Raw genomic sequence first — 22,825 nt, 5'->3', positions numbered from 1 at the left:
CATGACCGAACAGTCAAACGATTGGCCGATCTGGGCGACAGAAGCGGTGGAGATCAAGCCGAGTAATCCCGCGTGGGCAGCCGCAGGAAAGTTGGAGGCGGAGCATCTGCACAAGCTGCTGTCCTGGCACGGCGTGCGCGAGGTCGAACATATCGGAAGTACCTCGATCCCCGGCCTGCCGGCCAAGCCGATTCTGGATTTGATGGCGAAGATTCCTTCTTATGACCAACTGGAAGCCGTGATCGCACGTTTACAACAAGAAGACTGGCATTACGTGCCTTTGGAGCTGGACGGACACGAATGGCGGCGTTTTTTTGTCAAAGTGGAGAACGATCGGCGCAAATGCCATCTGCATCTGATGCAAGAACATGAGCAGCGCTGGGATATTCAGCTTCGCTTCCGGGACCTTATGCGGCAGCAGCCCGAATCGGTGCGGCAGTATGCCGAGCTGAAGCGGGATCTGGCCGAGCGCTACACGGCCGACCGGGAAGCCTACACGCGGGCGAAAAGCGGGTTTATCGAGAACGTGCTGGGAAGAGAGCGGAATTGAGCGGCAAATCGCATCATTCAACTTGAAAAAGAAAAGGGGTAACTTATGTCAACTTCCCGATCGCTGCTGCCGTCTCCTGCCCTGATCGAATCCGTCGAACAATCGGAGATTGATTATATGACCGATCGAATGCGGGCAATTCAGTCCCGGCCGGGCAATCCGGAAAAGATTGAAATTCAAACTTTCGGCCGCGCGACAGCTTTTACCAGTGAAACGATGCCTTGGCCCGCGTTCAATACCGTCAAAGGACTTGCGGATACGGATATCGGGCAGTTGGAGCCGATTCTGGAGTTTTTTCGCGCGAGAGGGCGGAAAGTTCAGCTGGAAATCGTGCCTTCCCGGGTAGGACCGGACTTTCTGGGCCGTATGGCGGAACTGGGACTGTACGCTTCTGGTGTCCACGCTTCCTTGATTGCACAGCCGCGCGAAATCCCGGATCGACGGTCCGGTTCCGAGGCCAATCCCGATAGGATCGTCATTCGCGAGCTTCACGCGGGCGAAATGGAGACCTACGCCATGCTGCACTGCCGGGGAACGGGTCTGCCGGATCACGGCATTCTGCCTGTTCAACAAAATAACGAAGTGCTGCACGGCCGCGAAGGCTGGACGTTTCTGATCGCGGAGTCGGACGGAACGCCTGCCGCGACCGCGGTCTTGTTCGAGCGCGATCGCCGTGCTTCGCTGACGTTTGCCGCCACGCTGCCGGAATTCCGCGGCCGCGGACTGCATCGCAGATTGATCGAGCGGCGGATCGGCGAAGCTTTTTCAAGAAACAATGAACTTGTCGTTGGCCAATGCGCTTTCCTGTCGCAAAGCCACCGCAATATGGAACACGCGGGCATGAGACTTGGCTATGTGCGTACGGCGTGGACCGAAGCGAACACTCATCCGGCAAAAGAAAGCACACCGTCGTGATCCGCGGGATCCTGTTCGATCTGGACGGGACGCTGCTGGATCGGGAGAAGTCGCTTCGCGCTTTTCTGGACGATCAATATACACGGATTCCGGCCATGCATACGCTGCCGCGGCAGCGCTTTATGGAGCGGTTCATCGAGCTGGACCGGAACGGATATGTCTGGAAAGATGCCGTCTACCGGCAGTTGATCGAAGAAACGGGCTGGCCGCTGCATACGGAGGAGCTGCTGGAAGGCTACGTGAGCGGTTTCGGCGCGCACTGTATCGGGTTTGCGAATCTGATGGACATGCTGGGCAAGGCAAAGAGCCTGAATCTCAAGCTGGGTATCGTCTCGAACGGATTTACCGCTTTTCAGCAGAGCAATATCGAAGGCTTGGGTATCGCGGATAAGGTGGACACGATTCTGATCTCCGAAGCGGAAGGCCTGCGCAAGCCCGATCCCGCTTTGTTCCGCCGCGCTCTGGAACGTCTGGGACTGGATCCCGGCGAGACCGCGTTTGTCGGCGATCATCCGGTGAACGATATCGGAGCGGCCGTCGAAATAGGAATGGTCGGATTATGGAAAAAGAACGACGTCTATGAACCTCCTGCCTGCCGTCATGTGCCGATAGAGGACTTGATAGACATTGCGCGGTGGGCGGCCAAACAAACCGGATCACAAAGGAGCGATCAGGGATGAACATCCATATCCGGTCTCTGGAGGAAGCCGATGCGGCGCGGATCTCCCGGGCTTTTCTCGAGCAGGGATGGAATAAGACAAGCGAATTGTACGAGCGTTATGCGGCAGAGCAGCGGGAAGGGGCTCGCGTCACGCTTATCGCCGAAGCGGATGGAGCGTTCGCCGGGTATATCAACGTGCTCTGGGAATCGGACTATCCGGCTTTTCGTGCAGCGGGAATTCCCGAGATCAGCGATTTGAACGTACTTGTCAAGTTCCAAAGACTAGGAATGGCGTCCAAGCTGATGGACCATGCGGAGCAGGCAATCGCGGAACGTTCAACGGAAGCGGGGATCGGTGTAGGTCTTTTCTCGGACTATGGTCCGGCCCAGGTTCTCTACGCCCGGCGCGGCTATATTCCGGATGGGCGCGGCCTATACAAAGAGGGAAAATATTCCCGGTACGGTGACACGGAAGTGATCGACGACGATCTGGTTTTGTACTTGACGAAGCGGCTGCGCTGATTCTTCTGCATATTTTTCCCTCCAGCGGGTAAAGAAGGAGAGGACGATAAAAAGGATCGGGGAGGAATCGGATATGGCTGAAAAAGGCTGCGTCAAATGCGGAAGTCCAAATGCGGAAACCAAAGAAGTATCGATGGCGGGAACCGGTTTGTCCAAAATGTTCGATATCGAACATAATCATTTTACGGTTGTCAGCTGCACGAACTGCGGATATTCGGAATTCTACAACAACCAGTCTTCCACCGGATCCAATCTGCTGGATTTGTTCTTCGGTTGAGCCTCCTGTAGCAGCGGAAATCGGACAACGAAAAGCCCGGGAGAAGATTCCCGGGCTTTTTCGGCGAACGAACGTTCAGTAAGAATAAGGGACAGGAGGCAGGGAGGCCGGGTCAAGAATCCGGATTCGGCGGCGGCCGTTCTGCTTGATCCAACCTCGGGCTTCGAACGAAGCAAGTTTGCGACTGACCGTCTCGGGGGTGGTTCCGAGCAGCGAAGCCAGATCCCGACGTGGCATTGGCAGTTCGATGTCCAGAGTCGATTGTTCGTCCGCCAGCCGGGACAAATATACGGCAATTCTCGTCTCTGCATCTTCTGCGGTGAAGCGGGCGGATCGGCTTTCGGCTTGCTCCAGCCGGCTGGACAGTTCCTGCAAAATTTTGAATGGTATGTCCGGGTAGCGCAGCATCAGCTGCTGCAGGTCGCTCCGGTCGATGCGGCAGATCTCGGAAGATTCCACCGCTTCCGCGTAACCATCGTGTACGGACCGGTTGAACAAAGCGAACTCCCCGGTGAAGCTGCCCGCACACAGAACACGAACCAGCTGTTGTTTGCCATTTTCGAACAAACGATAAAGATGAAGCTTTCCGCGGTGTACCATAAACAGAGAATCCGAAATATCGCCGGCGCGGTAGAGCAGCTCTCCTTTTTTCAGTTTCATGGGGCGGATTGAGGCAGACACTTCCCGCATTTCTTCGGGCTTCAGATGATTGAAGATCGGCACACGGGCGACGCAGCCTGCGTGTTCCTGCAGTGTGTCGCCTGAAGCCGAAGCACAGAAATGATCGGATGGCACGATTACACTTCCTTTGCAATTTCGGTCGGTTTCTATTGTACACCTTGCGCGGCCCGGTTGTCCCGGTGTCCGTACCGGGCAAGGCGAGCGGCGTTAAGGATAACCAGCAGCACGCTGGCTTCATGGATCAGCATGCCGGATGCGAGATGGACGGAACCCGCAAGAATACCGATCAGCAGCAGCAGCACGGTGCCGACCGCTATCCATAGATTTTGGCGAATATTGCGAACAGTGGCCCGGGCAAGCGAGTAGGCGAACGGAAGAGAGGCCAGCCGATCCGCCAGCAGCACGATTTCTGCCGTTTCCAGCGCCGTTCCGGTCCCGCCTCCCATTGCCACGCCGATATTGGCGGCGGCGATGGAGGGCGCATCATTAATCCCGTCTCCCGCCATGGCGACCGACCGTCCCCGGGCTTTGAGATTTTCGATAAAAGCGGCTTTGTCTTCGGGCATCAACTCCGCGTGGTATTCGTCGAGACCCAACTGGTCGGCAACCCGTTTGGCTGTATGGCGATTGTCGCCGGTCAGCATGATGAGCGTCTTGATCCCGGAACGGCGCAGCCGCTCCAGTGCTTCGGGTGCATCTGCACGAATCGGATCGGCGATGGCAAATAAACCGGCAAGTCTGCCGTCGACCGCTGCAAAAGCGATGGTGTGTCCTTCCCGTTCCCGCATGTCGGCATGGCGCAGAACGGACTCGGACAGTACGATTCGATCGGCACGCATCCGTTCCCGGCTGCCGACCGTGAGACTGCGTCCATCGACAACGGCGCGAAGTCCACTGCCTTTGAAGATTCGGACGTCTGCGGGAATCGTAAGATCCGTTATCCCCTGCGACAGTGCTTCCCGGACGATCGCACGTCCCAGATGATGCTCGGATGCCGTTTCGGCGCAGGCGGCAAGACGCAGCAGCTCGCGGATATTCAGGAAATCGAAGGTTTTGATATCGGTCACTTTGGGATTTCCTTCGGTCAGCGTTCCGGTCTTGTCGAATACGAACGTGTCGGTACGGGCCAGACGGTCCATCGCGTCGCCGCCCTTGATAAGCACGCCTCTGCGCGCTCCGCTGCCGATCCCCGCCACACCCGAAGCCGGTGCTCCGATCACAAGCGCTCCGGGACAGGCCACGACGAGAAACGTGACGGCCATATGCGGATCATGTGTCCAGGCATAGACTAGAATCGACAGGCCGACGGCTGCCGGCGTATATACCTTGGCGAAACGGTCCAACAATTTGGCCGCTCTGGATTTGGACTCCTGGGCTTCTTCGACAAGTTCGATCATTCTGGCGAATCGGGTGTCGGCGCCTACCTGCTGTGCGGTGACTTCCAAATATCCGTGGTCTACCAGAGTTCCGCTGTATACAAGGTCGCCGATCTTTTTGAAAGCAGGAATCGATTCTCCGGTCAGCGCCGCTTCGATCAGTTCAGCCTGACCGGATACAATCTTCCCGTCCGCCGGTACCGCTTCGCCACTGCGTACGATCACATGCTCGCCCAGGCGGATGTCCTCTGCCGGAACCGTTAGGATATCGCCGCTGCGTATCACTCGCGCTTCGAGAGGGGTGAGGTCGGTCAATTCTTGCAAGGCGGAACGCGTCTTGGCTAGACTGCGGAATTCCAGATACTCGCCCAACAAGAACAGGAAGGTCACGACGGCCGATTCCAGGTATTCGCCGATCGCAAGAGCGCCGATCACGGCAATCGTCACCAGAAGCTCGATGCTCGGCAGTTTCATTCGTGCCGCCTGCAAAGCGCGGGAGACGATCGGGATCGAAGCGGCGGCGGTTGACGTCAACAGCGCCCCTTGTCGGATCACATCCAGGTCTGCAAGATGAAGCAGCCAGGCCGTCAGCAGCAGCGCGGCGGATAAGAACAAGAAGACTTTTTTATGTGCATGGATTTTTCTTGTCATTCGAATCGGTCTCCTTTCCTTCCAGGGTTATGCGGTACGAACGGCAAGGACCGGGTAGCCAAGGCGTTCGATCCGGGTGCGGATTTCGTCGGCGGCAATCCGCTTTGGATCGAAGACGGTTTTAACTTTGCTGGCGTGGAATAACACGGTTGCGGATTCCACGCCTGCAGTCCGCTTCAACATCGTTTCAATCTTTTGAATGCAGGATGGGCAGCCGAGCGGCTCCAGTTGAAAAATGGCTTGGGTCATCATGAATTCCTCCTTGTCAGTTATGCCCTCATTCTAAGCCGATCCGTCAGGCGATAACTTGACGGGCGTCAAGTTTGCGAAATTTGCCGATACAGAGGAAGATAAGAGCCAATAAACGAAGGAATAAGACGGTTTTTCTATAAAAAAGCACAAAGGAGCTTCTATGACACGCGAAGAATTTGGGGAATTTCTGCTTGCGGCCCGGCAGGAGCTGGCCGACAAGCAGGAGAAATTCGTAACGGAATCGAATGTAAGCGGCTATGAGGAATATTGGATCGATATAGCAAACGGCACGCTGGATTTTATCGAAGGAGAGGCCGGAAGAATCTCGTACGAGGTTATCTGTATCGGAACGTGGTCGGAGACCCAGCGCAGCTGGATGTGGGCCTGGGCGCACGAAAGCTTCCCGGCAGAGATTCGGCGGCAGTCGGCCGCCCTGCAGGAGCTGTATGTCCGGACGAACAGTCCGGTTTTCCGCACGGAAACATTCGAGTGCGAAGAAGCGCAGGCGATCGAGTTGACGGCAATGTCGGTGCGGCATCTGAACGCGATCGGTATGTACCGGATTCCGGGCGAGCAGGCGCAGTTGTATGTGGCCGTGATGAAGAAGCGCAGTCTTCAATAGCAGACGAGTTGGCGGTTCAAGCCAAACGGAAAAGAGGAAAACCAATGACTAATTCCAACCCGGAATCCCTGATTCGCCGGCTTGCGGCCGAGACGCTGGGCAGCGAACCGGAGTCTGTTGAACGAATGACATTCGGACATCGCAATGAGGTCTACCGTGCCCAATCCGCCGAACGTTCGATCATCGTGCGCACCAATACGGATCCGGCCGTCATGCGCGGGACCGCGGACAATATGGCCGATCTGCGCGAGCTGGGGATTCCGGTTCCGCGCATTCTGGCTTCCGATTTGCACAGCGGTCGCTATCCGTTTGCCTATATGATTCTGGAAGAGATTCCCGGCCGCGATCTGCGCGACGAGCTGCCGGATATGACCGAAGCGCAGATGACGGCAGCAGCGGAGCAGGTCGTTGCGTTTCAACGCATGGCCGGCCGGATCCCGCGCGGTGAAGGGTTCGGCTGGGTGCCGATCGGCGAACCCGGTCCGTTCCGCTCGTGGAACGAACTGATTGCCCGCGATCGGCAGGATCATTTTGCACGCAGCGGCACGATTGTCGGCGAGAAGCTGCTGGCGCTGCTCGACGATCGGCTGCAGCGGCTGAATCCGTATTTGGCGGCGATCGAACCGGTCTGTTTTCTCGACGATCTGACGATCAAGAACGTCATCATGGAGAGAGGCGAGCTGCGGGGGATCGTCGATTTCGACACGGTCTGCTACGGCGATCCGCTCTATTTTATCGCACTGACCCGGACCGCGATCGTATGCGATATCGGGGAGCAGGCGCTTTTTTATGCGGATGAACTGTGCCGGTGTATGGGGCTGGACGAGGAGCAGCAGCGGGCCGCCAACGTGTACGCCGCCCTGTTTGCCGGATCGTTCCTGGATACATGCCGGGAGAACGGCGACGCAGAAGCGGAGCGGCGGCTGCTGGAACATATGGAAAAATGGCTGGGAGAAAGCGGGACGTAGAAGACAGAAACCACTACCTCCTACCTCTAAGACTTAGGAAGAAACGTTTAGATCGTAGGAACAATCTTGCATATACCGGGAGCAATCGGGCAGAATCAGTCAACGCACCCGTATAGGAAGACTAGGAGTTCCCGGGAAGCGGAGACGGGCGGGAGGCGGAATGACTTCGAAAATAGCTTGGGTGATCCTTTTTTCTTTGTTCAAAGGGAAATATATCGAAGACCGGATCGCGTCGGCCAAATTGTCTTTTTATATTTTCGTGTGTCTGGCGGTCGTCGCTGTTGAATTCGGAATTGTCTACGGGCTGATTACGTGGATAATGGGGGAAGAGACCAGCAGATGATCCAGAAGACTTTTGAACCGAGACGGAGGAGGCCAGATGCAAAAAGTGACGGTGATCGGCTCGCCTGGTTCTGGAAAATCGGTGCTATCGAGAAGGATCGGCGAATGTCTGGGACTACCGGTCATCCATCTGGATAGTCACTACTGGCAGGCCGGCTGGACGCCGACTCCCAGCAGGGAGTGGGATGAATTTCTCAAGGAAACGTCGGAGCGGGAGAAATGGATTATCGACGGCAACTATACGAGAACGCTGGATATTCGGCTGCGGGCGGCGGATACGATCGTTTTTCTGGATATGCCGAGAATGCTCTGTTTGTACCGGGTGTTCAAAAGACGAATTCAGTACCATGGCAAAACACGCCCGGACCTCAATGAAGGCTGCGAAGAAAAGCTGGATGCCGGATTTGCCGTCTGGGTATGGAATTACAAGAAAAATACCCGCCCAAAAGTCCTGGATGCGCTTAAGCCATATACGGACACAAAAGAAGTCATTATTCTTCGGTCACGAAAAGAAGCTGCCGAATTTCTGGATCGAATACATACCCTGCAGCCGATAGGAAGCCATGATCCCCCCCAAATCCAACATCAGGAAGAAGTGAACCGAATGTCTTTAACCGCAGAGTTTAAAAAAATGCCGATGATCAAGTTTGAAGAATGGTGCCTTGCCGCTGCGATCGAAGGCATGGCCGGAGATACGAACGATTTTCTGCAAACGCACGCCAAGCCGCTGACCGAATACGACGGGTCCGGTTACGTTTATTCCACTTTGCTGGAGTATTTGGCCGAAAGAGGAATCGATCTGGAAGAGTCCGAGTATGCGGCATTGGCTGCGGAACGGACCGAGGAGCATTACGCGCTCTGCACGGTGCTGACGAAGGAGCATAAACAAGCCTATCTCGACAAGCTGAACCTTGCGAATTACGACGAGAACGAACTGAGCGCCTATTATAACGAGTTTAACGATACGCAGGAGGCCGAAGTGGGTTCGGAAATGCTGGAAGCAATCCGGGTGCTGCAGTTCAATCTGCGCGAAGCGGACGAGACTTCCGTTGTGCTGCTGATTCTGTCTTGAAAAGGAGATATCGAATCTGCCGACTGTACCCGGCTGAAAATAATCAATAACATCAAGGAGGATATTCCGATGAGTCTCTCCCATTCTAACCCGCTTTGCGAGCTGCTCGGCATCCGTCATCCGATCGTGCTGGCGGGTATGGCAGGCCTCGCCAATATGGCTCCGCTCGTATCCGCCGTCTCCGCAGCAGGCGGACTGGGCACGCTTGGAGCCGCTTATCTGAAACCGGAAGAGATCCGAAGCTCTATCCGTGCTATCCGGGAAATGACCGATGCGCCTTTTGCCGTTAACCTGTTCGCCCATGTCGGTCCGGATGATCTCGGCCGCTTTGACGAAGTGAACGGGAAGCTGAATCCGCTGCGCGATTCGCTGGATCTGCCGCATCCCGTTCGGAGCGAGGTGCGCACGCCCGACCATTTCGAAGAGCAGTTCGCCGTATTGGTGGAAGAAGAAGTGCCGATTGTCAGTATCACGTTCGGGCTGCTGTCGGAAATTGATATGAACCGGGCGGAGCAGGCGGGAATGAAAGTCATCGCGACCGCCACGACCGTGGAAGAAGCGATCCGTGCGGAAAAAGCGGGCTGCCACGCCGTTACGGCGCAGGGAAGCGAAGCGGGCGGACACCGCGGCACGTTCGATACGTCTTCCCGGCGCATGGGCGCAAACATCGGTACGATGGCGCTCGTTCCGCAGATCGTCGACCGTGTGCGCATTCCGGTGATCGCGGCGGGCGGCATCATGGACGGTCGGGGGCTTGCGGCCGCGCTGATCCTGGGAGCGTCCGGCGTGCAGATGGGTACACGTTTCCTGACCTCCCGCGAGTCGGGTGCGCATCCGGCATACAAGCGGGCACTGCTTGCCAGCACGGAAGAAAGCACGATACTGACCGACGCTTTTTCCGGAAGACCGGCCAGAGGCATCGAGAATACGTTTATCCGCGAATGGAACGAAGGCGGCACGGATCCTCTGCCTTTTCCGTCCCAAAATACGCTGACCCGGGAAATTCGCAATGCTGCCGCACGGCGAGGCGATGCCGAGCATATGGCTTTGTGGGCAGGTCAAGGGACACGGCTGCTGACAGATGGAGATTCCGCGGCGGAGATCGTGCGTCTAACAGCCGAACAGGCCCGAAATCTGCTGGGTTGAATCACGAACGCGAAGGCGAGATCGTCATACGGCGGTTTGGCCTTCGTTTTTTTGCCTATCCAGCTGTATACGGGCTTGCCAGAACCTTCTTAATCAGCTATCATAGACATATTATATCTTTAATAGACATTATCCGATATCCGAAAGGTCAGGGTGAAGCGACAATGAAGCCTTTTTTTAATCCGGCAGTCTGGGAACAGGAATGGAAAGAATACGGAGACGGCGCGGCGGCCCGGATGAAACGTTCGGGAGTCGATCCGGCTACGGCATTCAACAGTAAAGCGCAAACGTTCAACGAGCAGTCGTTCAACGAAGAAGGCCGCAGACGCAGCGCACGAATCGTGAACTGGCTGGCAAGCCGCGGCATAGCGTTCGAAGGCGCATCGGTACTGGATATCGGCGCGGCGTCAGGAGTATTCACGGTACCTTTTGCCGAACGCGGTGCCCACGTGACCGCATTCGAATCGTCGCCGCCGCAGGTCGAACTGCTGAAGCGGAATACGGCCCGTTTTACGGAACGTCCGGTGCAGATCGTCTCGGGGGAATTCGAACAGATCGATATCGGGGAAAAAGGGTGGAACGAAGCGTTCGATCTGGTCTTCGTCTCCATGTGTCCGGTCGTACACGATTGGGACAGCGTGAAGCGGATCTTGAGCTGCGCCCGCAAGTTCGCTTATATCAGCATGCCGTACAGCTCGTCGGAGAGCAGCCTGGTCAGCGAAGTCGTGCCGCTGATCACCGGCGAACCCTTTCAGCCGAAAATAACGGAGATGAGTTATCTGCTGCATCTGCTCGGTCTGAACGGATATGCGTATGAGACGTTGCTGACCCGCGAACTCAAGACAACGCAGCATACGCCGGAGGAAGCGCTCAAACATACCCTCACTTGGCTGCGCCATCACAATCTGCCTGCGGATGAGCGAAGCCGAAGCCTCGTCGAAGCGCATATCCAGGCGAATTATCCGCCGGACAGCGTACAAATTTATGAAGGAGGCCGATTCGGCAAAGTGCTGATCCGGCTGCAGGACCAGAGTATGTACGTCGAAGAGTAACACGACCCGACTCTTTCCGGTGTGAATGTTCAGTCGAACATTCACGCCGGTTTTTTGTGCGTCCACAGAAGAGCAGATATAATGGGGGGGATAAGGCGATAAAGAAAAGAGTGGAAATCAATGAGGAATCAGGCAAAGCGTTTGTTGAGTTTGGGGATGGGAGAAATAGCGGCCGGTATGATTTTGGTCTGGGTCTTTTTAATGCTGGGTACATATTGGGACTTGGGTACTGCCGGAGTTTCCGCTTTATCCTTCCTGGTTTTTTTGCTGATGCAGGGCGGTACCTACTGGTTGATTCGTTATCGCAGTTTGAAAAATCATGCAGCAATCGATCCAAGCCTTATCATGCTGTTTGGAGGGCTTCGGAAACTCAATCGGCTGCTTGGCGTTGTAATATTGATCGCGATCGCCGGTTTTTTTGAAAATTCGGCCGATCTGACATTTGCAGCGCTGCTGTACCTGTTCGCTCTGCTCGAATACGTCAACTATTACGAATTCAGGCTGAGCTACGGCGTATCGGGATTCAATGTGTTTGAGCTGCGGCGGCAGGGACTGAGAAGGTCAAGCCTGAACCGCCTGCTCGGAAGTCGGAGGCGCTTATGAAGCTTAGGATCTCGTTCGTCTTATGCGTCTGACTGCTGCTGGTAGAAGCTGCCCGAATTTATGCCGCCTGGGAGAAAGCCACGCCCGAAAGTGCATATCGTCCAAACGAGCTAAGGAGGCCGATCATGGCGGAGAAGATCAAACCTGAATTGTTTTTGTTAAGCGACGGTCTGTCCATCCTTTCAACCTGCAAAAAAGAAACGGGGGATATCTGGCAGGCTCATTTCGGAGCGGCGGCGATCGGCAGCTATTTTTTCGTCAAAAATAATCGGTTGGATTCGGATGTACGGCAGCGCATTTTGGTTCAAGCGCAAGCAATGGCTTATTCCGTATCGAAAAAAGATCGAGGATCTGATCGGGATCCAGCCGGACCGACCCTGAATCCGCTCGAAGCCGAATCGATCCTGTTAACGGCATTGGAGCGGACGATCGACGGTCTGCACTGGGTTGGTCACAATGTGATCTACAGCGCGGCGAGCCTGTCGGCAATCCGCGAACTGGGCGGTTGGGGAAACAGGGAGCAGATGGCGGGCATCGCCGACCTGATCGCTTCGTTCGAAAAGACGATCCCCGGACGTTCATGGATCGGCTGTACCGCGTCCGAGGTGAAACGTTTGACGATCGATCCGCAGGACCACTTTCCGATCATTCGTACTCCCGAAGATTTATCGGAGTTTGTTCTGGAAGAATTGGCGTCTTTTCCTGTCATTTATCGTGCGGAAGCCCATCATGACCTGATTGGCCATCTACTGACTTTTTCGCATGCGTTGAATATTCTGTACGATCTCGGGCATCCGGAATTTTTCGATCGGGGAACGGTTCCGCTGTTCAAGTTGGCCAAAGCGCTGCGCGCCAGCCGCTGTATGTCTTCCATGGACACGATCAAGCTGGTATCTCCTGTCGACCGTCTGCCGCTGGAGCAAGCGAAACGCAGCGAACGACTGCCGACCGAGAGCGAATTTTGGAACAAGGATTACCGCGCAAGCGATTGGGATTTCGGTCATGTTTTCAAGTTTTCGCATAGTTTTTACGATCATCTTGCACGCGTAGAAACCGAGAAGTCGTCCTATACCGAAGCTTTTCGATCGATCCTTGTTCAATAAATGAAAAGGCAAGCCAAAAGGAGTGGATACGAAGATGACCCGAAAACTTGGATTTGGACAGATCACGCTGGCGGCCGCTGCTTCGCTTGCCTTGTTCCTGCTGGTCGCCTGCACTTCGGAGCCTCAGTCACGCACCGAGCAGATCTCCGTCACCCAAAATCCTACCGCGGCCGAATGGCTGAAGCTTGAAGCGCAGGCCAGCGTGTTCCAATACGAAGATGTCATTTATACAGCCGGCGTGTCTTGGGTAGACGAATTGGAGCTGAAGCGAGGCGAACGTCTTACGGAGGTGCTTCGACAAAACAAGGACGGCGATTCGTTCCAAAACGGAGATGCCAACCACCTGAAAGCGGGAACTCCTATATATCGGGTGAAGGATCGGGGAGACATTCTGATCGCGGAAACGCCGGACGGCGATCTTCGTTTGTACCAATTGGTCGAAGGGTAATCCGATCGCAGACGAACTCCCTTTTTTCTATTTCAGATTCATTTAAGCCGGCTCTCTTATTCTGAACTCATCACAGAATACGAAGAGGTGAGCTTCCCATGATGAGAGCAGAAGAACCCGTTTCCCCATCCACCCGCAAGAAGCGCAGATGGCCGATTATTGTAATGGTGATCGTACTTGTGCTCGGAACCGTCTTATACAGCCTGGCCAACCGATACCTGATTCCGCACGTCGAAGTAGCCGTTGTCGACCGTTCCTTGAGTACGGCTGCCGCAAGTTCAAGCAGCGAAGATACAGCCCAGCCGGCTGTCGAAGTGAACGCGGTGTCCGACGACTGGAGCTACAGCAGCGAGGATATCGATATTCAGATCGAGCAGGTCATCACCGGCTCCGGCTCGGATCAGATCACGTATTATGTGGCGGACGTGGTGCTTCAGGATGCCGCCGACCTCAAGTCGGCATTGGCCAACAACAGCTTCGGAACCAATATCACCGACAAGACCTCGAATATCGCTTCGGAGGCTGGCGCGATTCTGGCGATCAACGGCGACTACTACGGATTCCGGGATGACGGCGTCATTATCCGGAACGGGACGCTGTACCGCGACGAGCCGATACGCGATGCGGCAGCCCTGATGAGCGACGGCACCATGCAGACTTACGACGAGACCGCGGTCTCGTCATCCGAGCTGCTGGAATCCGGCGTGCTGAATACACTGTCATTTGGTCCGATTCTGATACAAAACGGCGAAATCGTCGGGGACTTCAGCAGCGTCAGTATCGACAAGAACTTCGGCAACCGCTCGATCCAGGATGCCAATCCGCGTACGGCGATCGGGATGATCTCGGCCAATCATTATGTATTCGTGGTGGTCGACGGGCGTTCAGACGAGAGCCGGGGCATGACGCTTGACGAACTTGCGGCCGTGATGCAGAATCTCGGCGCAACCGAAGCGTACAATCTCGATGGCGGCGGTTCTTCGACGATGTATTTTAAGGGACGGGTCGTCAACAATCCGCAGGGCGAGAACAAAGAACGCGGCGTCAGCGACATTCTGTACGTGGGCGAGGGGGAATAGATCATGACGATCCTGATTCCTTCCTATGAACCCGATGTCCGTCTGCTGAACCTGGTCGTCAAGCTGCAGGAATACGGCCTCGGTCCGATCGTGATCGTCGACGACGGAAGCGGCCCGGCTTACCGGGGCATTTTCGAGAGTGCTCAAGCCTACGGCTGCACGGTGCTCACGCATACGCACAATCTGGGCAAAGGCTGCGCGCTCAAGACGGGATTCCGGCATATCCGCGCATGGGGTCTGCAGGAAGCCGTAATCTGCGCCGATAGCGACGGGCAGCATCTGCCCCAAGATATCAAGCGAGTCGCCGAAGCGATCAAGCGCGAGTCGTCGGCATGTCTGGTGCTCGGCAGCCGCAGATTTACGGGAAAAGTGCCGCTGCGCAGCCGTTTCGGCAACAGCGTCACCCGCAGCGTGTTTGCGATTGCAGCCGGCGGCAAAGTCCAGGACACCCAGACGGGGCTGCGCGCTTTTTCGTACGAGCTGCTGGACTGGCTGTGCGAGATTCCCGGCGACCGATTCGAATACGAGATGAATATGCTGCTGGCGGCACGCCGGGAAGGCCGCACGATCCGGGAAGTCTTTATCGAGACGGTCTATCTGGAAGCAAACAAATCGTCCCATTTTCGTCCGCTGATTGACTCCCTGCGCATCTATCTGCCGATTCTGGCGTTTGGCGCTTCGTCGGCGGCTTCGGCGCTGATCGACTTCCTGCTGCTGTTCGTCTTCCAGTATCTGACGCATAACCTGTTCTTCTCGGTCGTCGCCGCCCGGCTGTGCAGCTCGGTCTTCAACTATACGATGAACCGCAGATACGTTTTCGGCGGCCCCCACGCGGCGAAGATCGGCAGGTCGATGCCCAAATATTTCTCGCTTGTGGCGCTTGTGCTGCTGCTCAATTACGGACTGCTGTATTTCTATAAGGAACAGCTGATTCTCCCGCTTCTGGCCGCGAAGATTCTGACCGAGGTATCGATCTTCGTCTTCAGCTTCTGGGCGCAGCGGCGGTTTGTGTATTGAATACAGGTGAAAAAGAAACTCCTTCGGTTGGAAACCGGAGGACAGAATGTCGAGAAAGTCCTATTCGTTTAGTAAGCTCGTCGGCTGCGGGAGAAATTCGTTCCGGTCGCGTGTTGAAATCGGGAAAAAGGATTGGATTTTAGCGGAATTTTCCCGATTTCAAAGGCGAACACTATCGTTCCTTCACTGAATTTCTCCCTCCGCCTCCTCACTTTGTTTGGAATACGACTTTCTCGACACGTTGTCCTTCGGTTGGAAACCGGAGGAGTTTTTTGCGTGTTTTGGCTGCCGGAGCCAACGATTTGTCCGCTGGCGCGTCTATAAAGAGAGAAGTTGTGCAATCAGACCAAGATCGGAGGGCGGTAAGGGTGAGCGAGAAAAAGAAAGCATGGATATGGATATTGATCCCGCTGCTCTACGGAGCGTTGTCGTTCGTTCTGTTATGGATCTTCCCGCTGCGTATCGGACAGATCGTTTTCGGAGCTTTCTGGCTGTGGGTCGGCATGCGCTTCGCTCGTTTGGAAGGCAGTTCGGTGAAGAATTTCGTATGGGGGAACAGCCTGTGGCTGATCTCGTTCCTGCTCTACCTGTGGCAGTTCGTACTGCTCGATGATGCGAACCGGAATATGGCGCTCGCCGCATGGAGCCAATATTATGCGGTATCGTTCGTGATGTCCGGCGCTTGGGTGTACCTAGCCTTCGAGGAAGGCGTCATCCGAAGACTCCTGTCGCGATTTATGCTTATGGCATCATGCTTCTGGTATTCGCGATCGGGTTTCTATGGGGGAAGATCAAAAAGAGATCGCGAGTGGACAATGTCTAGGAGGTAAATAGGCACAGCACAGCATCAATCCCAATCAACTCAATGACTTTGAACGGAGAGATTCCATGAAAAATTTAATCGACTATTATAGCGCTTTTGACGAATGGGGCCGCTTGGACCGGGAACCGATCGAATTCATAGTGAATATGCATCATATTCTGGCGCATCTGCCGCAGCAGGCCCGCGTGCTGGACAATGGGGCGGGGCCGGGGAAATACGCCGTGGCGCTCGCGAAGAAAGGGTTCCGCTTAACGCTCACCGATCTTACGCCGAGATTGGTGGAGACGGCCGAACTCAAAGCGCGCGAGGAAGGCGTGAGCGATCGGTTCGACGGGTTCCATGCACGGGATGCCCGGGATCTGAACGGACTCGAAGAAGGAAGTTTCGACGCTTCGCTGATGCTCGGACCGCTGTATCATCTGCAGCAGGAAGAAGACCGTGACCTTGCCGTGCGGGAGCTGCACCGCGTTACGCGCCTCGGCGGCCTGGTCTTCGTCGCTTTTATGCCGCGTACCTCGTTTCTGCGCAAGTCGCTGGCCCAACCCGATGCCTGGAAACCGAATCATACGGCGGAAGGACTGAACCGGTTTATGGCGTCGGGAGCATTCGATCACGCCGACGAAGGCCGATTCACCGGCGCCTATTATTTTGACGTCGATACGATCGAGCCGTTTATGGAAGCCCGCGGTTTCGAGAGTCTCAAGATGGTCGCTTCGAGCAGCGTGGCCGGCACGATGACTCCCGAACAGTGGGCATACTGGCACGAACGCGGCGACGATGAGTTGGCGGCGGTCGTTTCGCATCTGATCGGGGTCTCGGACGACCGTCATATTCTGGGCTTGTCGCCGCATATCCTGTATATCGGGCGCCGCAGAAGTTGATATTCGGCAGCTCTACCGCTTCGAAAGACCGGTTTCCGCACTTTGGAGACCGGTCTTTTTTTGGTGTTCTTTTGTCGAGGGTCTCAAGGAGCTATTGTAGGATAAACCGCGCCGCTGCGCCTTTTTACGAGGATATTCAGCTTAAAAAACCGCCGTTTCCGCAAAAATCGCCATTTTTTCCGGGCACCGTTTTCGTCAAAAAATCGCCATAAAGGCGAATATGAGTCATTGCCCTGCCGCGACCGGAACGGTAGAGTTGGCCTCAGAAATTGAATACGCTTCCAAATCGGTGTTCGACCCGAACACGGACCGAGTCGGCTGCGTATTTTATTCGAATCTGGAGGTGAACCATGCAGCGCAAATCAATCGCGTTACCCGGCACCCTGGAGCGCAGAAGCTCCAGGACGCTCCGAAGCTACATCAAGCACCGGTATTATTTTTTCATGCTGCTGCCGGTCCTGGCGTACTTCGTGATCTTCCATTACGTGCCTATTTACGGAGTGCTGATGGCGTTTCAGGATTTCCGGATCTTCAAAGGCATCTCGGGCAGCGAGTTCGTGGGGTTGAAGCATTTTCGCGAATTGTTCGACGGGATCTATTTCATGCAGGTGCTGAAGAATACGCTGATTATCAACGCCTACAAGATTCTGTTCGGCTTCCCGGCTCCGATCCTTCTGGCTCTGCTGATCAATGAAGTCATGCGGCCGAGATTCAAGAAGTTTGTGCAGACGATCAGCTACCTACCGCATTTTCTCTCGTGGATCGTTCTGTCGGGCATCGTGATCGAGATTTTGTCTCCTAGCCGCGGCGCGCTGAACGTACTGCTGATGGAGCTGGGATTCCAGCCGGTGTATTTTCTCGCCAGCACGGATTGGTTCCGCACGATTCTCGTCAGTACGGATATCTGGAAAGGGGTCGGCTTCTCGGCGATTATCTACCTGGCCGCGATCGCGGGGATCAGTCCCGAACTATACGAAGCGGCGGAGGTGGACGGGATCAGCCGGCTCAAGAAGGTCTGGTATATCACGCTGCCGTCGATCGCTCCTGTGATTGTAATCATGGTTATTCTGAATTCGGGCAGTATCATCAACGACGATTTTGATCAAATTTTCAATCTGCTCAATACGAATGTGTTCAGCGTCGGCGACGTGATCTCGACCTATACCTACACCGAGGGGATCGCCAAGATGAACTACAGCTACGCCGCCGCCGTCGGATTATTCAAGAACGTGATCGCGCTGATTATGGTGCTGACCGCCAACACGATTGCGCGCCGTTTTAGCGACCAGGCCATCTTCTGAGAAAGGAACATGAATCTTATGAAAATCAAGCATCGAAGCTGGTCCGACCGTATTTATGTCACTTTTGCCTATACGGTCCTGATTCTGCTGTGCGTCTCGATTATTGTGCCCATGATGCAGGTGCTGACCGTCTCGGTCAGCCCCGTGGAGGTCATCAACAGCTACGGATTCCACCTGTTCCCGACGAAATTCGACTTCAGCGGTTACCAGGAAGTATTCCGCAAGTCGATCATCTGGACCGCTTACGGCAATACGATTATTCGGACCGTGCTCGGCACGGCGCTGACCGTCATTTTGACCTTTATGGGCGCGTATCCCCTGTCCAAAAAAAGCCTGCCGCACCGTCCGTTTTGGACCGCGCTGATCGTATTCACCATGTTTTTCTCCGGCGGACTGATTCCAAGCTACATGCTGATCAAGAACCTGGGGCTGATGAATTCGGTCTGGGCGCTCGTCCTGCCGGGAGTGGTCAGTGTGTTCCTGCTCCTGATCGTCCGCAACTTCATCGCCGCGCTGCCGGAAAGCCTGGAGGAATCCGCCAAGATTGACGGAGCCGGCGAACTGTATATCCTCTGGAAGATCATCATGCCGCTGTCGATGCCCATACTCGCCACCGTCTCGCTCTACAGCGCCGTCGGCCACTGGAACGCCTGGTTCGACTCCATGCTGTACATCCAGGACGAACACAAACAGGTGCTGCAGCTGATCCTTCGGCGCATCGTCATCGACGGCACGCTGGACCCTTCGGCGGGAGGCAGTACGGATCTGATCGACCGCCCGGTTAACGGGGAATCGATGAAGATGGCGACGCTGGTCGTATCGATTCTGCCGATCGTGTGCGTCTATCCGTTTCTGCAAAAATACTTCGTCAAAGGCACCATGTTGGGCTCGGTAAAAGGGTAACTGCCGCTTAGTACGGGTTCACAGGTCGGACAATGTCCGATATAATTTATTCGGATATGCATGCGGGAGATCGTCCGGAACGAGCCGCCGGAAGCCGCATACATACCGCAAGCTGGAGGGAATAAGATGGGAAAAGTAACTTTCGGTAAAAAGTGGACAGGGTTGGCCGTGTTGGCGCTTCTTGCAGGAACATTGTCGGCATGCGGAGGGGAAGACTCGGCCAAATCCGGCCAAACTTCGGATCCTTCGCAGCCGGTAACCTTGGATTGGCTCGCTTATAACTCGTATGCGCAGCCCGACCCCGATTCGGAGATCGTCAAGATGGTCGAGAAGAAGTTCAATGCCAAATTCAATATCTGGTATGTCGATGCGCAGCAGCGCAACGATCAGCTGAATGTCAAATTCGCCGCCGGCGAGATGCCGGATGTGCTCCAGGTGCACGAACAGATTCCCAAGTACGTGGCGAACGGCATTCTGGCGGAGATTTCCGAAGAAGATATCCGCAAGTATGCGCCGACGTATGCGTCCGTGATCGACGATTACGGCCCTGCGCTGTGGAATACCGTCAAGTACGAAGGCAAAATCTACGGACTGCCTGCGATCAACCTGAGCGGCGCTTATCCGCAGTCGCTGATCTGGCGTCAAGACTGGCTGGACAAAGTCGGTATCAACAAAATTCCCGAGACGCTGGACGAATTTGAAAACGCTTTAACCAAATTCCGCAGCGACGATCCCGACGAAAACGGCAAAAAGGACACGTACGGCATGTCGGATTACGCGCTGCGGTATATCATGGGCGCTTACGGAATGCCGGCCGACGGAGCGAACTATGTCCTCAAAGACGGGAAGATTCAGTTCGCGGCCGTACAGCCCGAAATGAAGGAAGCGCTCGCGCTGCTGAACGACTGGTACAACAAAGGCTTGATCGATCCCGAGTTTATTACAGGCGAAAATACGGGCGGTTATTGGGCGGATTCCCAGGCGTTCTACAACAATCGGATCGGTCTGACCGGCAACGGCATGTTCTACCATTGGCGCAACGAGAAGTTTGGCGACAGCGATCTGGGCGGCGGACAATACCAGAATTTCAAAAAAGCCCAGCCGGACGGAGAAATCGCTTTTGGTGTGCCGCCGGTCGGTCCAAAAGGCCAATCGGGCGGACCTCAGTGGGGCGTCAACAGTGTACCGCTCGGCATCACCCCCAAAGCGGCGAAAGACCCGCGCAAAGTACAGACCATTCTGGCCATGCTCGAAACGAGCTTTACGGACTATGATTATTACATCAATGTGTACCGCGGCAAAGAAGGCGTGGACTGGAAGAAGCTTGAAGACGGATCGATTGTGGCTATCGAAGATCCGAACGACAACAACGCCAGCTTCAAACGCGGCGCCCAGGTGTTCAACATGATGGAGAATCCGGAATTCGGCAAGAAGGCTTCCGAAAGACTGTACAAATTTGGCGATTCCGTCAAAACGAAAGGTTACCCGCCCGTTATCGTTCCGGCTGTGGACAGCCTGTCGCAGTATTCCGGCAATCTGACTAAACTGCAGCAGGAGACGTACACCAAGATCATCATCGGCGAACAGCCGGTCGACGCGTTCGATACGTTCGTGAAGACGTTTATGGACAACGGCGGTTCCGAAGTGGAAAAAGACGTCAACGAAGCATATCAGCAGATGACCGGGCAGTAAGCCGGCAGGCGCCGCCCGGCAAAGGAGGAGAACCATGATTCCGTATTATCGATTAAGGGAAGCGATCCTGCAGGCGGAAGACCATCCATCCGGTTTGGCCGGAGCGGTCATTACCGCGGAGAAATGGGCGGAAATCCGTGTGTCGAAACGTTTTGAAGGACTGCTGGGCGAGATTCGCGCCGAAGCGCAGCAGGCTGCTTGCGAACCGGTACCCGTATTGGATTTCGCGGATATTCAGACTTTTCGCGAGCGCGGGACAAGGCTGGAGGCCGAGCGTCCTTACTTTCGCCGCCGCGCTCGGCTGCTGGCCTTGACGCTTGGGCTGCTGATCGACGAAGATAACGGATATCTGGCGCCGCTGCAGCAGACAATCTGGGAGATTTGCGGCGAATACAGTTGGGCCGTGCCTTCGCATCTGCCTTATGCGGATGCCGGAGAACCGGAACGGCTGCCGCCTTCGGACATCGTCGACTTGTTCGCGGCGGAAACGGCCCACGCGCTGGCCGAGACTCTGCTGCTGGTCGGCGACCGGCTGCATCCGTGGATCGTGCAGCGCGTAAGAAGCGAAGTCGAACGCCGGATCTTCGAACCGGTCTTCCGCAGCGAGCGTCCGTTCTTCTGGTTCTCGGCGGAGCACAACTGGTCTGCGGTCTGCGCCGGTGCGGTAGGGATGGCCGCGCTGCTGCTGGTTGAAGACCGCGAACGTCTGGCCTGGATGCAGGCCAGAGTGTGCGATGCGATGGAGAGTTTCCTGTCGGGTTACGGCGACGACGGCTGCTGCATGGAAGGAGCGGGATACTGGACCTACGGGTTCGGTTATTATGTCTATTGGGCGGAAATGCTGCATGCCTATACCGGCGGTGCGATCGATCTGCTGCAGGCGGACAAGATTAGGCGGATCGCGGATTACGCAGGCATCGTGGCTTTGACCGTGCCCACGTGTGTCAATTATTCGGACTGTTCGCCTGAGATCCGGCTGCATCCGGGTCTGCTCAGCCGACTCCGCAGCCGAATCGGAGCGTCCGCGCCGCCCGTTCCGCTGCCGCCATCGTTCCACGACGATCACTGCTACCGATGGCCGCATCAGGTACGCAATCTGCTCTGGAGCGACGAAGCTTCGGCGCAGGGCGAAGAGAAGACCGGCACCTTCTTGTTCCAGGATGCCGACTGGGTGATTGACAAGAGGCTTACTCCTTCGGGCCTGCTGGCTTTCTCGGCCAAAGGCGGACATAACGACGAGCCGCACAACCACAACGATCTGGGACATTTCCTTATTCATGCAGGAGGCGAGACGATCTTGACCGACCTGGGTCCGGGCGTCTATACGCAGGATTATTTCGGACCCGCCCGCTATACCCATCTGCACACCTCTTCGCTTGGCCATTCGGTCCCGGTCATTAACGGCGGCGCTCAAGAAGGCGGCGGCGAATACCGCGCAGTGCGTCTTCGCAGCGAATACGAAGGGGAAGTACTGCATTTCGATCTGGATCTGACCCGCGCTTACGGCGAATCGGCGGGCTTGGATTTCTTCGGACGTTCGTTTGCCTGGACATGCGAGCAGAACGAATCGTTCGCGGAACTTGTGCTGCGCGACGTATTCGAATTCAAGACCCATACCGCCGTCAATGAGGTGGCGGAACAGCTGATCAGTCTGCATCGTCCGATTGCGCAGACGGGGAAGCTGCTTTGGCCAAGCGAACACGGGCAGGTGGAACTTCGCTACGATCCCGCCGTTTTTGCCGAAGCGACCGAGGCGATTGAAACGAGTGCCCACCTGGGCGAAGCGCGCATTGTTTACCGCACGGTTCTGACCGCCCGGGGACTTCCGCAGCGCTTCGAAAGCGAATTGACGTTTGTCTGCAGGGCAATTCACTAATAAAAAGGGAGG

Annotated in this window: 24 protein-coding genes and 1 pseudogene; 22 read left to right on the top strand and 3 right to left on the bottom strand. The window is 55.7% G+C overall.

The window, feature by feature from the left end; all coding sequences use genetic code 11:
- The first annotated feature begins 1 nt into the window (after position 1).
- The 5 genes from HRQ60_RS18670 (at position 2) to HRQ60_RS18650 (ending at position 2,925) form a co-directional block, all read left to right on the top strand.
- On the top strand, positions 2-550 hold the full coding sequence (locus HRQ60_RS18670) for a GrpB family protein (RefSeq protein ID WP_172198673.1): 549 nt from the start codon (positions 2-4) through the stop codon (positions 548-550).
- Between the two features lie 45 nt (positions 551-595).
- Positions 596-1,465 carry a GNAT family N-acetyltransferase gene (locus tag HRQ60_RS18665; protein WP_172198670.1) on the top strand — a complete coding sequence of 290 codons (870 nt, stop codon included), beginning with the start codon at positions 596-598 and terminating at the stop codon, positions 1,463-1,465.
- Positions 1,462-2,145, top strand: a complete 684-nt coding sequence (locus HRQ60_RS18660) for an HAD-IA family hydrolase (RefSeq protein ID WP_172198667.1) — start codon at positions 1,462-1,464, stop codon at positions 2,143-2,145. Before HRQ60_RS18665 ends, HRQ60_RS18660 begins: the two co-directional genes overlap by 4 nt.
- Positions 2,142-2,648, top strand: coding sequence for a GNAT family N-acetyltransferase (locus tag HRQ60_RS18655; protein WP_172198664.1), 507 nt, complete (start codon positions 2,142-2,144; stop codon positions 2,646-2,648). Before HRQ60_RS18660 ends, HRQ60_RS18655 begins: the two co-directional genes overlap by 4 nt.
- 73 nt (positions 2,649-2,721) lie before the next feature.
- Positions 2,722-2,925 (top strand): zinc ribbon domain-containing protein, encoded by a 204-nt coding sequence (locus HRQ60_RS18650; protein WP_172198661.1) that lies wholly within the window; start codon positions 2,722-2,724, stop codon positions 2,923-2,925.
- A gap of 75 nt (positions 2,926-3,000) precedes the next feature.
- On the opposite strand, the gene HRQ60_RS18645 is transcribed toward HRQ60_RS18650, so the two are convergent.
- Genes HRQ60_RS18645 through HRQ60_RS18635 form a run of 3 tightly spaced genes read right to left on the bottom strand, consistent with a single transcriptional unit; the run spans position 3,001 to position 5,885 of the window.
- Complete coding sequence (locus tag HRQ60_RS18645) at positions 3,001-3,720, bottom strand: Crp/Fnr family transcriptional regulator (protein WP_343044740.1); 720 nt, start codon at positions 3,718-3,720, stop codon at positions 3,001-3,003.
- A gap of 32 nt (positions 3,721-3,752) precedes the next feature.
- Positions 3,753-5,633 (bottom strand): heavy metal translocating P-type ATPase, encoded by a 1,881-nt coding sequence (locus HRQ60_RS18640; protein WP_172198659.1) that lies wholly within the window; start codon positions 5,631-5,633, stop codon positions 3,753-3,755.
- Positions 5,634-5,660: 27 nt separating this feature from the next.
- Positions 5,661-5,885 (bottom strand): heavy-metal-associated domain-containing protein, encoded by a 225-nt coding sequence (locus HRQ60_RS18635; protein ID WP_425501712.1) that lies wholly within the window; start codon positions 5,883-5,885, stop codon positions 5,661-5,663.
- A gap of 160 nt (positions 5,886-6,045) precedes the next feature.
- Here HRQ60_RS18635 and HRQ60_RS18630 point away from each other — a divergent pair, with 160 nt between their 5' ends.
- The 17 genes and pseudogenes from HRQ60_RS18630 (at position 6,046) to HRQ60_RS18550 (ending at position 22,813) form a co-directional block, all read left to right on the top strand.
- Positions 6,046-6,507, top strand: a complete 462-nt coding sequence (locus tag HRQ60_RS18630; RefSeq protein ID WP_172198658.1) for a DUF6882 domain-containing protein — start codon at positions 6,046-6,048, stop codon at positions 6,505-6,507.
- A 44-nt stretch (positions 6,508-6,551) separates the two neighbouring features.
- Entirely contained in the window at positions 6,552-7,475 is a 924-nt protein-coding gene (locus tag HRQ60_RS18625; protein ID WP_172198656.1) for a phosphotransferase family protein, read from the top strand.
- 160 nt (positions 7,476-7,635) lie between these two features.
- Positions 7,636-7,818: a hypothetical protein gene (locus tag HRQ60_RS18620; RefSeq protein WP_172198654.1), complete on the top strand. Its 183-nt coding sequence runs from the start codon at positions 7,636-7,638 to the stop codon at positions 7,816-7,818.
- 36 nt (positions 7,819-7,854) lie between these two features.
- A pseudogene (locus HRQ60_RS24140) lies at positions 7,855-8,352 on the top strand (DNA topology modulation protein); the annotation flags it as partial.
- A 606-nt stretch (positions 8,353-8,958) separates the two neighbouring features.
- Positions 8,959-10,035 (top strand): NAD(P)H-dependent flavin oxidoreductase, encoded by a 1,077-nt coding sequence (locus HRQ60_RS18610; protein ID WP_172198650.1) that lies wholly within the window; start codon positions 8,959-8,961, stop codon positions 10,033-10,035.
- A 164-nt stretch (positions 10,036-10,199) separates the two neighbouring features.
- The gene (locus tag HRQ60_RS18605) at positions 10,200-11,087 is read left to right on the top strand and encodes a class I SAM-dependent methyltransferase (protein WP_172198648.1); all 888 of its coding nucleotides are present in this window, start codon (positions 10,200-10,202) and stop codon (positions 11,085-11,087) included.
- 120 nt (positions 11,088-11,207) lie between these two features.
- Complete coding sequence (locus tag HRQ60_RS18600) at positions 11,208-11,690, top strand: hypothetical protein (RefSeq protein ID WP_172198646.1); 483 nt, start codon at positions 11,208-11,210, stop codon at positions 11,688-11,690.
- Between the two features lie 125 nt (positions 11,691-11,815).
- The gene (locus HRQ60_RS18595; protein WP_172198643.1) at positions 11,816-12,793 is read left to right on the top strand and encodes a hypothetical protein; all 978 of its coding nucleotides are present in this window, start codon (positions 11,816-11,818) and stop codon (positions 12,791-12,793) included.
- Positions 12,794-12,827: 34 nt separating this feature from the next.
- Positions 12,828-13,241, top strand: a complete 414-nt coding sequence (locus HRQ60_RS18590) for a hypothetical protein (RefSeq protein WP_172198640.1) — start codon at positions 12,828-12,830, stop codon at positions 13,239-13,241.
- A 98-nt stretch (positions 13,242-13,339) separates the two neighbouring features.
- Positions 13,340-14,320, top strand: coding sequence for a phosphodiester glycosidase family protein (locus HRQ60_RS18585; RefSeq protein ID WP_246281398.1), 981 nt, complete (start codon positions 13,340-13,342; stop codon positions 14,318-14,320).
- A 3-nt stretch (positions 14,321-14,323) separates the two neighbouring features.
- On the top strand, positions 14,324-15,337 hold the full coding sequence (locus HRQ60_RS18580; RefSeq protein WP_172198637.1) for a bifunctional glycosyltransferase family 2/GtrA family protein: 1,014 nt from the start codon (positions 14,324-14,326) through the stop codon (positions 15,335-15,337).
- Between the two features lie 368 nt (positions 15,338-15,705).
- Complete coding sequence (locus tag HRQ60_RS18575; protein ID WP_172198634.1) at positions 15,706-16,167, top strand: hypothetical protein; 462 nt, start codon at positions 15,706-15,708, stop codon at positions 16,165-16,167.
- A gap of 58 nt (positions 16,168-16,225) precedes the next feature.
- Entirely contained in the window at positions 16,226-17,041 is an 816-nt protein-coding gene (locus HRQ60_RS18570; RefSeq protein WP_172198631.1) for a class I SAM-dependent methyltransferase, read from the top strand.
- A 350-nt stretch (positions 17,042-17,391) separates the two neighbouring features.
- Positions 17,392-18,342, top strand: a complete 951-nt coding sequence (locus tag HRQ60_RS18565; RefSeq protein WP_172198628.1) for an ABC transporter permease — start codon at positions 17,392-17,394, stop codon at positions 18,340-18,342.
- Between the two features lie 18 nt (positions 18,343-18,360).
- Entirely contained in the window at positions 18,361-19,245 is an 885-nt protein-coding gene (locus HRQ60_RS18560; RefSeq protein ID WP_172198625.1) for a carbohydrate ABC transporter permease, read from the top strand.
- A 126-nt stretch (positions 19,246-19,371) separates the two neighbouring features.
- Positions 19,372-20,937, top strand: coding sequence for a type 2 periplasmic-binding domain-containing protein (locus HRQ60_RS18555; RefSeq protein WP_172198622.1), 1,566 nt, complete (start codon positions 19,372-19,374; stop codon positions 20,935-20,937).
- A 34-nt stretch (positions 20,938-20,971) separates the two neighbouring features.
- Positions 20,972-22,813, top strand: a complete 1,842-nt coding sequence (locus HRQ60_RS18550; protein ID WP_172198620.1) for a heparinase II/III family protein — start codon at positions 20,972-20,974, stop codon at positions 22,811-22,813.
- Positions 22,814-22,825 lie beyond the last annotated feature (12 nt).

Origin of the sequence: Saccharibacillus qingshengii (genome assembly GCF_013185195.1) — a bacterium.
GTDB classification, from domain to species: domain Bacteria; phylum Bacillota; class Bacilli; order Paenibacillales; family Paenibacillaceae; genus Saccharibacillus; species Saccharibacillus qingshengii.
The sequence above is the reverse complement of the archived record's forward strand: the minus strand, read 5'-3'. Positions and strand labels throughout refer to the sequence as shown.